This window comes from Ureaplasma miroungigenitalium (assembly GCF_025780085.1).
GTDB lineage: Bacteria > Bacillota_I > Bacilli_A > Mycoplasmatales > Mycoplasmoidaceae > Ureaplasma > Ureaplasma miroungigenitalium.
Genome location: NZ_JAOXHL010000001.1, coordinates 419708 through 426482, shown reverse-complemented (window position 1 = coordinate 426482; position 6775 = coordinate 419708). Strand labels below are relative to the sequence as shown.

The following is a 6775-nucleotide window of genomic DNA, read 5'->3' as shown; positions in this document are numbered from 1 at the left end:
TTCACCACTAGGTTAGTAAACTAACCTCGTTCGATTTGCATGTATTAGGCATGCCGCCAGCGTTAATCCTGAGCCAGGATCAAACTCTTAAAAATTGACGGATTCTATTTAGTTTTCAAAGATCATTTAAAGTATGTTTTTCGAACATACCATAATATTATAGTGCTTTTTAGAAACAATGTCAATATATTTTTTTATTTTTTTTCTTGTTAACATTATGTCGTAAAAGACACTAAATAAGATTATACAACAAATAAAAAAGAATTTAACGCAAAAATCAAATATTTTGCAATTTAAATTCTTTATTAGATAAATAATGTAATTCACTATCGTATTTTTCTAAATTCTTAAAACTTATATAATAGGAAACCAGGCACTGGTGAGTATAACGTTCATCTTTATCTATTCTTTTATTAATATAACGCGTTTCACCAACCAAAGGAGCATTTAAGTAATTCATGACTGCACGAATTTGGTGTGTACGGCCTGTTAATAATTCAATTTCATATAAATAATAATTACGGACGTTTTTAATAAACTTATATTTTGTTAATGCAGTTTTATTATCTTTAGTTTTAAAGTCTTGGACAACCATTAAGTTGTCATCAGGTTTTTTGTACATAAAGTTCTGTACTAAATCTTGATTTTTAGGAGTAGGCGAGTAAGTTAGGCAGTAATATTTACGCACAACATCGTTTTTTTGGAACATGTCAGTAATGTTTCGCAACGCTAGAGCATTCTTAGCTGCCATAATTAAACCAGATGTATTTAAATCTAAACGGTGACATAAGCTTGGTGTGAAAGATGACTGGTCAAACGGATTGTATTGTTTAGTTTTAGCTAAATACTTTTTCACTCGTTTAGCAAGGGTATCGTCTTGTGCATGTATATCATCGTGGACAATTAAACCCACTGGTTTATGGATAACCAAAATATTATTATCTTCATAAATGATTTCAAGATCATCTTTAGCTTTAAGAAAATCGAGATTTTTATTTTCTTGTAACATATCAGCTGGCATGAAGACACGAACCTCATCCCCGATTTGCAACATATATTTAATGACCGCTTTTTTATTATTAACCTTTACATCTTTTGTTCGCACCATTTTATAAATATTAAAACGGCTAACATTTTTAAACATCTTTAAAAGGTAACGGTCCAAACGTTGTTGTGCTTCATTTTCTGTAATTTTAAAAATTTTTAACATTGAATTCAGTATTCCTTTGTTCCTTGAGTTTTTTTGGCATAAAAATATTCACCAATATATTTAATTAATGCGGCAGTTTCTTTTTGTCGATCAATTTTTTTGTTTGTTGGTAATATTGATCGGTGTAAGTGTGACAAGTTAATATATTTTAAGTCAATATTTAAATTATTTGCCCAAGCGCATAATGAACGTAAACCTGATTTATTATGAAAACTAATATATAACGGATATTCCTGCAATATCTTAACAATTTGGTTTGTTTTCTCTTTACTTTTATTAAAGCTAATCTTATAAGAACGAAAGCTATCAGTCTTATAATCATACATTTCGTAATCTAAAACTTTTTGTTGAGAATCGAAATGTTTAATGATTAAGGCTGACGATGACGATTTTTGCCTACATATTAAATTATTTTTTGTTGTTTTATTAAAACTAATTTTATGTTTCGGATAAAAAATTAAAACTTTTTTTAGTTCTTGGATTTTCTTGATGTCTAACGCTTGAGTAATTTTCATTAGCAGCCAAGCGTCATATTTTGCATCATGCAAATTGTTTTTTTGACATTTAATTTTTAAGATTTGAGCTAGTTCGTTCAAACTGTAATTAATTTTTAGGGGGTTCTCAAAAATATGAGTAATATCCAAAAAGGACATTTTTTTGCTGTCTAATTCGTATTTATCAAATAATCTTCTTAAAAGTGTTTCATCAAAATTCCCATATGTAACAATTATTGTGTTTTCTAAAAAAGCGTGTATTTCTGCAGCTCTTTTTGCATTCATTTTTGGATAATGTTTAAAATTAACAAAGTTTTTTTTAAAGTTAATTTTATTTTTCAACATTAAAGGAATTTGTTGAGATGAATGATATTTTTGATTAAAAACGATTGGTGCATTGAAATTGTAATTATCAACTTTAAAACCACATAATTGAATGATTTCAGGATTTCTTTGACCGGTTGCTTCTATATCTAAGAAAACGAGGCAATCTTTATTTTTATTAGTTTGCTGATTGATCATTTTATTAAATTTTAACTAAAGACTTTCGGCTTAAATTAACAATTCTGTTTTCTTCTTTTTCAAAATATTCTGCTAATTCTTTAAAACTATTGACTTTTCCAAAGAATAATTCGTCGTCACTTAAAATTACAACTTGGTAAAACGAAACAACAAAATCATTTGTTAATACAAAATCGTTTGCATCAATTTTGTTTCAAGGTAAGTCCAAGTATCCTGCCACTTTGTTAGAATGGCTAAAATAATTCGGATTGATAAATACCTGTAATCATTTTAGTGTTAAATGTTGTTCATATGAGTATTTCACAATGTTGATTAAAAAATTAATTGCTCAATAGTTTTGTGGATTATTTAAATCTCAATCCAATGGCAATTCTAAATAAATTTCAGAACGTTCATGTGATTCTTCATCGTGGTTGTGCGAGTCAAACGCCCCTAAACCAATAGTCATCAATAAATATGAATTTTTTGTCTCGATTAAAAGTAAATCGTAATCAATTGGGATGGTGCGATTATAGTCATTCAAATTAATAATTTTAACGGGTGACCCGTAGTGTTTTGATATAAAATTTAAAACTTTGCGTTTTTGTTCTATTGTATACGTGTAAATCATAGCTTCTTAACCTTCTATTCACTATATTAATTATAAAGGAATAGATAAAAAAGAATAGTCCCTAAAGACTATCTTTTATAAAAAATTAATTTTTAGCCACAAAATCGTCGTATGCAATTGCGATATTTGAAAGAATCAAATCATTAATTGGAAATTCTAATGTAGAAGGATTATAACGAACATTAAAAATTTCACGATTGATGTTGTTTAGATTAATACGATCTGTGATTTGCGCATCTAAATCAGTATATAGAGCAGCTAGTTTTTGATTCAGATTTTTTCTTAATTCTTGCTCATCAACTGTTGGTTGAATGATTTCATTTTCAATTAATAGTTGTTTAATTACTGAAAAAACTGTTGTCTTTGTATCTTGCGAATCAATTTGTGCATCTAAAAAACTGTCGTCATAAACAAATGCAGTATCTGTTTGTTTATGAGTTGTGTACACTTCATAAATCGTTTCGGCTAACGCATCAAAAAAGGCGTGTTTTTGTTGACGTTCTTGTTTTGTGTGGTATGTAGGATTAAAACCAAAAGTTTCTGTTGTCATGAAATCTTCAGACTCTTCGTTGGCTATTAGTTCCTTAATTAGGTCAATCTGAAAACCTTCGTTACCTAAATAACCTTCATTAACATCTAGTACATGTTCATAAACTGCACGCAATGTGGGTGTGTAATTTAAATAATCAAAGTTACGCATTGGCATATAGAAATATGATTGATCTTCTAGGATGTTACCTTCTTCTTTAGCCTGCAAGTCATTTCTTTCGTATTTTTTTATTTCTTGTTCATTTAAATCTTTATGAACATTTAAGCCTCAACGAAGTACGCCGTCGTTATCAGTATCATTGATCCCTTGAAAAACAAGGTTTTTAATATAGTTGTAAGCTCCATCAATATGTTTATCATCAATCAGATCATTAATAACAAATCCATCCATTACATTTAATGTATATCGAGGTCGAACAAAATGAAAGTCATCGGTTGTTGGTAACTGTTTTTCATATTTTTTAACATCGGCATATTCTCCACCGTTTAAAGCGAAAGAAATATCACCATTATAACCAATAACACCAACCGTTTCCAGTGTGGCTAGATTATTTAAAACATTGTTTGAATTCGGATCAAAACGAATAGTGTTTTTTGGAAGGTTTTTAGTATATTGGTGTAGTGCTTCAAACGTTGTTTCCACATCGTCGATTGTAGCTTTCGGTTCATTTTGCACGTTTGGAGCCTTCTGAGCATACAGTGTTTTTCATTCCTGAATCTTTTGTAAATCAGGATGCTCTTTAGTTTCTTCTAGTTTAATTCAAGTTTGTCATTTAACTAAATCAGCGTAATCTTTTTCTGTTAATTTTTGTGACGTTTGCATTATTCGTGCTAAGTCATAAATTGTACGCGGATCACTAATAAACGTTAGGCGTGCAGCATTGTCATTCGTGTATACTGTTTCACCATCTCGTTCATACAATTCAGTTTTAATTTTTGGATTAAAACGTTCCTCGTTTTGAATCGCTCAAAAAATATCTGATCAAGTGGGGTTATTTTCAGGTTTTAATGCTGGAATTTCTTTTCCCCGATAAGCAAAAATCAAATCTTGGTAAAAATATGGAACCATGTAATCAAGTAATTGTTCTTTTTGTTGATCGTTATCTAAGTCACCTAAGTAATCACTATATGCTTGTGATAATTGTCATGTCGTGTCACTAAAAAATGGTTTTAATTGATCTGTTTTAGTAATTAAGTTGCCGTTTGCATCGTGCAAATCAAATTTTGATCAATCAATTTTTTTAATAACTTTACGTTTAGCTAACTTAGCTACAGTATATTGTGAAATGACTGCGATATCAAGTGATTTTGCCTTTAAATATCCTTCAACAATTTCGTTGTTTGAATAATAAACATAACTTAAAAAACCATTTGTATTTGTCTTAAAGTTGGTTTGTAATTCTTTACTTACATCCGGATCAACGTATGCATCATAATTACCAACAACAAACTTATTAGATCCGACGGCACAAGCGGTTGTAATAGGAATCACTAAAGCACTTAAACCTAAGCCTAAAAGTGTTTTTTTAATTCATTTTTTACTCATAGCTTACTCCTGTTTTTTCCAAATCAATAAGCGTTTTTTATTGGTTGTTCGCTTACGATTACCTGTTTTAATTATTTGGTAAATAGCAATGATGATAATAATTAAAATAGTTAATAAAATCATTAACGCTCCAAATGCTATTGCTCACGCTTTAACTCCTTTAGCCATTTGATAAAGTTCTGTGGAAATAGTATTTACCTTTCCACCCACTAAACGTGTAATTGCATAATCATCAAAAGTGATGGCAAAGACAACGATGATGGCTGAAAATAAGGATGGCAATAAGTGTGGAATAACGATTTTAAAAAACGTTTGAACCTTAGAATAACCTAGATCATAAGAAGCTAGAATTAAATTTTTGTTCATCTTCATCATTCGTGGATAAAATATCATAATCGCATACGGTGTGCAATAAGAAATGTGGGCTAAAACAATAGTTGCAAAACCAAAATTAATACCTAATGGCAAAAATGTGGAAGTAAATAATAAAGCCAAAGAAATCCCTGTAATAATATCAGGAACCGCAATATTGGTTTTTGAGGTATTTAAAACACTTTTTTTGTAAATTGATCGGGCGTGTCAAATACCAAAAGTGGTAATTAAACCTAGGAAAATGGAAATAGGAATTACAATCACAGAGATGATTAAAGAATTTAATAACGCCGAAGTAAATTGGCTACTAGCTAATTCAAGAAAGTTTTCTCCCCCATTTCATTGGAAGGCAGTTGTAATATTGCCTCTTATTGATGGTTGTGTAAAAGCTAGGAAAATAATCACGATTAGAGGAATATAGATTACCGCTAAAACAATGAAAATATAGAAACGGCGTAATCAACTAACAATTTGTTGTCCTTTGTTAATATTTTTCATTGCCGCCACTTGTTCAAAAGTGTCTTTTTCTTGTATGTTTTCAGCACTTTGTAAGACTTGTTTGGCAGCCAATTTTTGCTTTATATTTTTTGTTTGTGTTTTATAAAAGAAGTTATATGACATTATAATGCTCCTTTCTTGATTTGGGCTTTTTTGTAAGCCTTAATAATTAGTTTTGGAATAATTAAAAAGACTACATACATTCCCAAAATAACTACACTAATAATTAATGTTAATGTGGCTGCACGACTTAATTGCGCAGGGTTAGAAATACCCCCTTCACCTAAGTTTAAAATTAAACCGCCTAATAATCCTGAGTCGTTTGACATGTTCATAAAACCAGAAATAACTACTGATGTCAGACAAGATAAGAACATCACAGTTACTCCTGAAATTAATGCATTACGAACATAAGGAATGGTAATGTGAAAGAAAGTATAAATATGTCCACGTCCTAAATCATAGCTAGCTTGTTCTAGGTTCTTTGGCATATGTGATAAAGCTGTATATAATGGCAGTAACATAAATGGCATGTAGATAAATACATGTCCAATGATTGTATAAAAGTGCCCATATGTAGAGTTGTTATGACCATGTAACACGTCTAAAAAGGTTTTAATTCCAATCAACTTAATCAACATAGTCATTCATATAGGTGCAGTAATTAACGCAATCGCGATGACTTTTAAAACAATATTTTTTGCTTTTGCTAAAAAATAAGTAAACGGAAAAGCGATTAACAACCCAATGAAAGTTGATAAACAACTAATTCAAATTGTGTTTCAAATTTTTAAACCGATTGTTTTTGTCAAAACATCTCAGTTATCTGCTATATTCATTTCCCCTACATTTGGATGTTGTGCACCTTTAAAAGCTGTGACTAAAACCACAACTAAAGGGACAATGAATAATAAAATTGTTAATAAAAAATAAGGAATCGTTAAAATTAGACCTTTTGTTGGCTTCATATGTCT

General features: G+C 29.9%; 6 protein-coding genes and 1 rRNA gene. All 7 read right to left on the bottom strand.

The window, feature by feature from the left end; genetic code table 4:
• Window positions 1-95, bottom strand: a 16S ribosomal RNA gene (locus tag OF376_RS01890); the annotation flags it as partial.
• A gap of 170 nt (window positions 96-265) precedes the next feature.
• A complete protein-coding gene (locus tag OF376_RS01885; protein ID WP_263821827.1) occupies window positions 266-1210 on the bottom strand; it encodes an RluA family pseudouridine synthase in 945 nt (314 codons plus the stop codon).
• Window positions 1204-2226, bottom strand: coding sequence for a 3'-5' exonuclease (locus OF376_RS01880; RefSeq protein ID WP_263821826.1), 1023 nt, complete (start codon window positions 2224-2226; stop codon window positions 1204-1206). Before OF376_RS01880 ends, OF376_RS01885 begins: the two co-directional genes overlap by 7 nt.
• Window positions 2227-2230: 4 nt before the next feature.
• A complete protein-coding gene (locus OF376_RS01875; RefSeq protein ID WP_263821825.1) occupies window positions 2231-2836 on the bottom strand; it encodes a suppressor of fused domain protein in 606 nt (201 codons plus the stop codon).
• Window positions 2837-2921: 85 nt separating this feature from the next.
• Entirely contained in the window at window positions 2922-4931 is a 2010-nt protein-coding gene (locus OF376_RS01870) for a type 2 periplasmic-binding domain-containing protein (RefSeq protein WP_263821824.1), read from the bottom strand.
• Between the two features lie 3 nt (window positions 4932-4934).
• Window positions 4935-5924: an ABC transporter permease gene (locus OF376_RS01865; RefSeq protein WP_263821823.1), complete on the bottom strand. Its 990-nt coding sequence runs from the start codon at window positions 5922-5924 to the stop codon at window positions 4935-4937.
• Window positions 5924-6769, bottom strand: coding sequence for an ABC transporter permease (locus OF376_RS01860; protein WP_263821822.1), 846 nt, complete (start codon window positions 6767-6769; stop codon window positions 5924-5926). Before OF376_RS01860 ends, OF376_RS01865 begins: the two co-directional genes overlap by 1 nt.
• Window positions 6770-6775 lie beyond the last annotated feature (6 nt).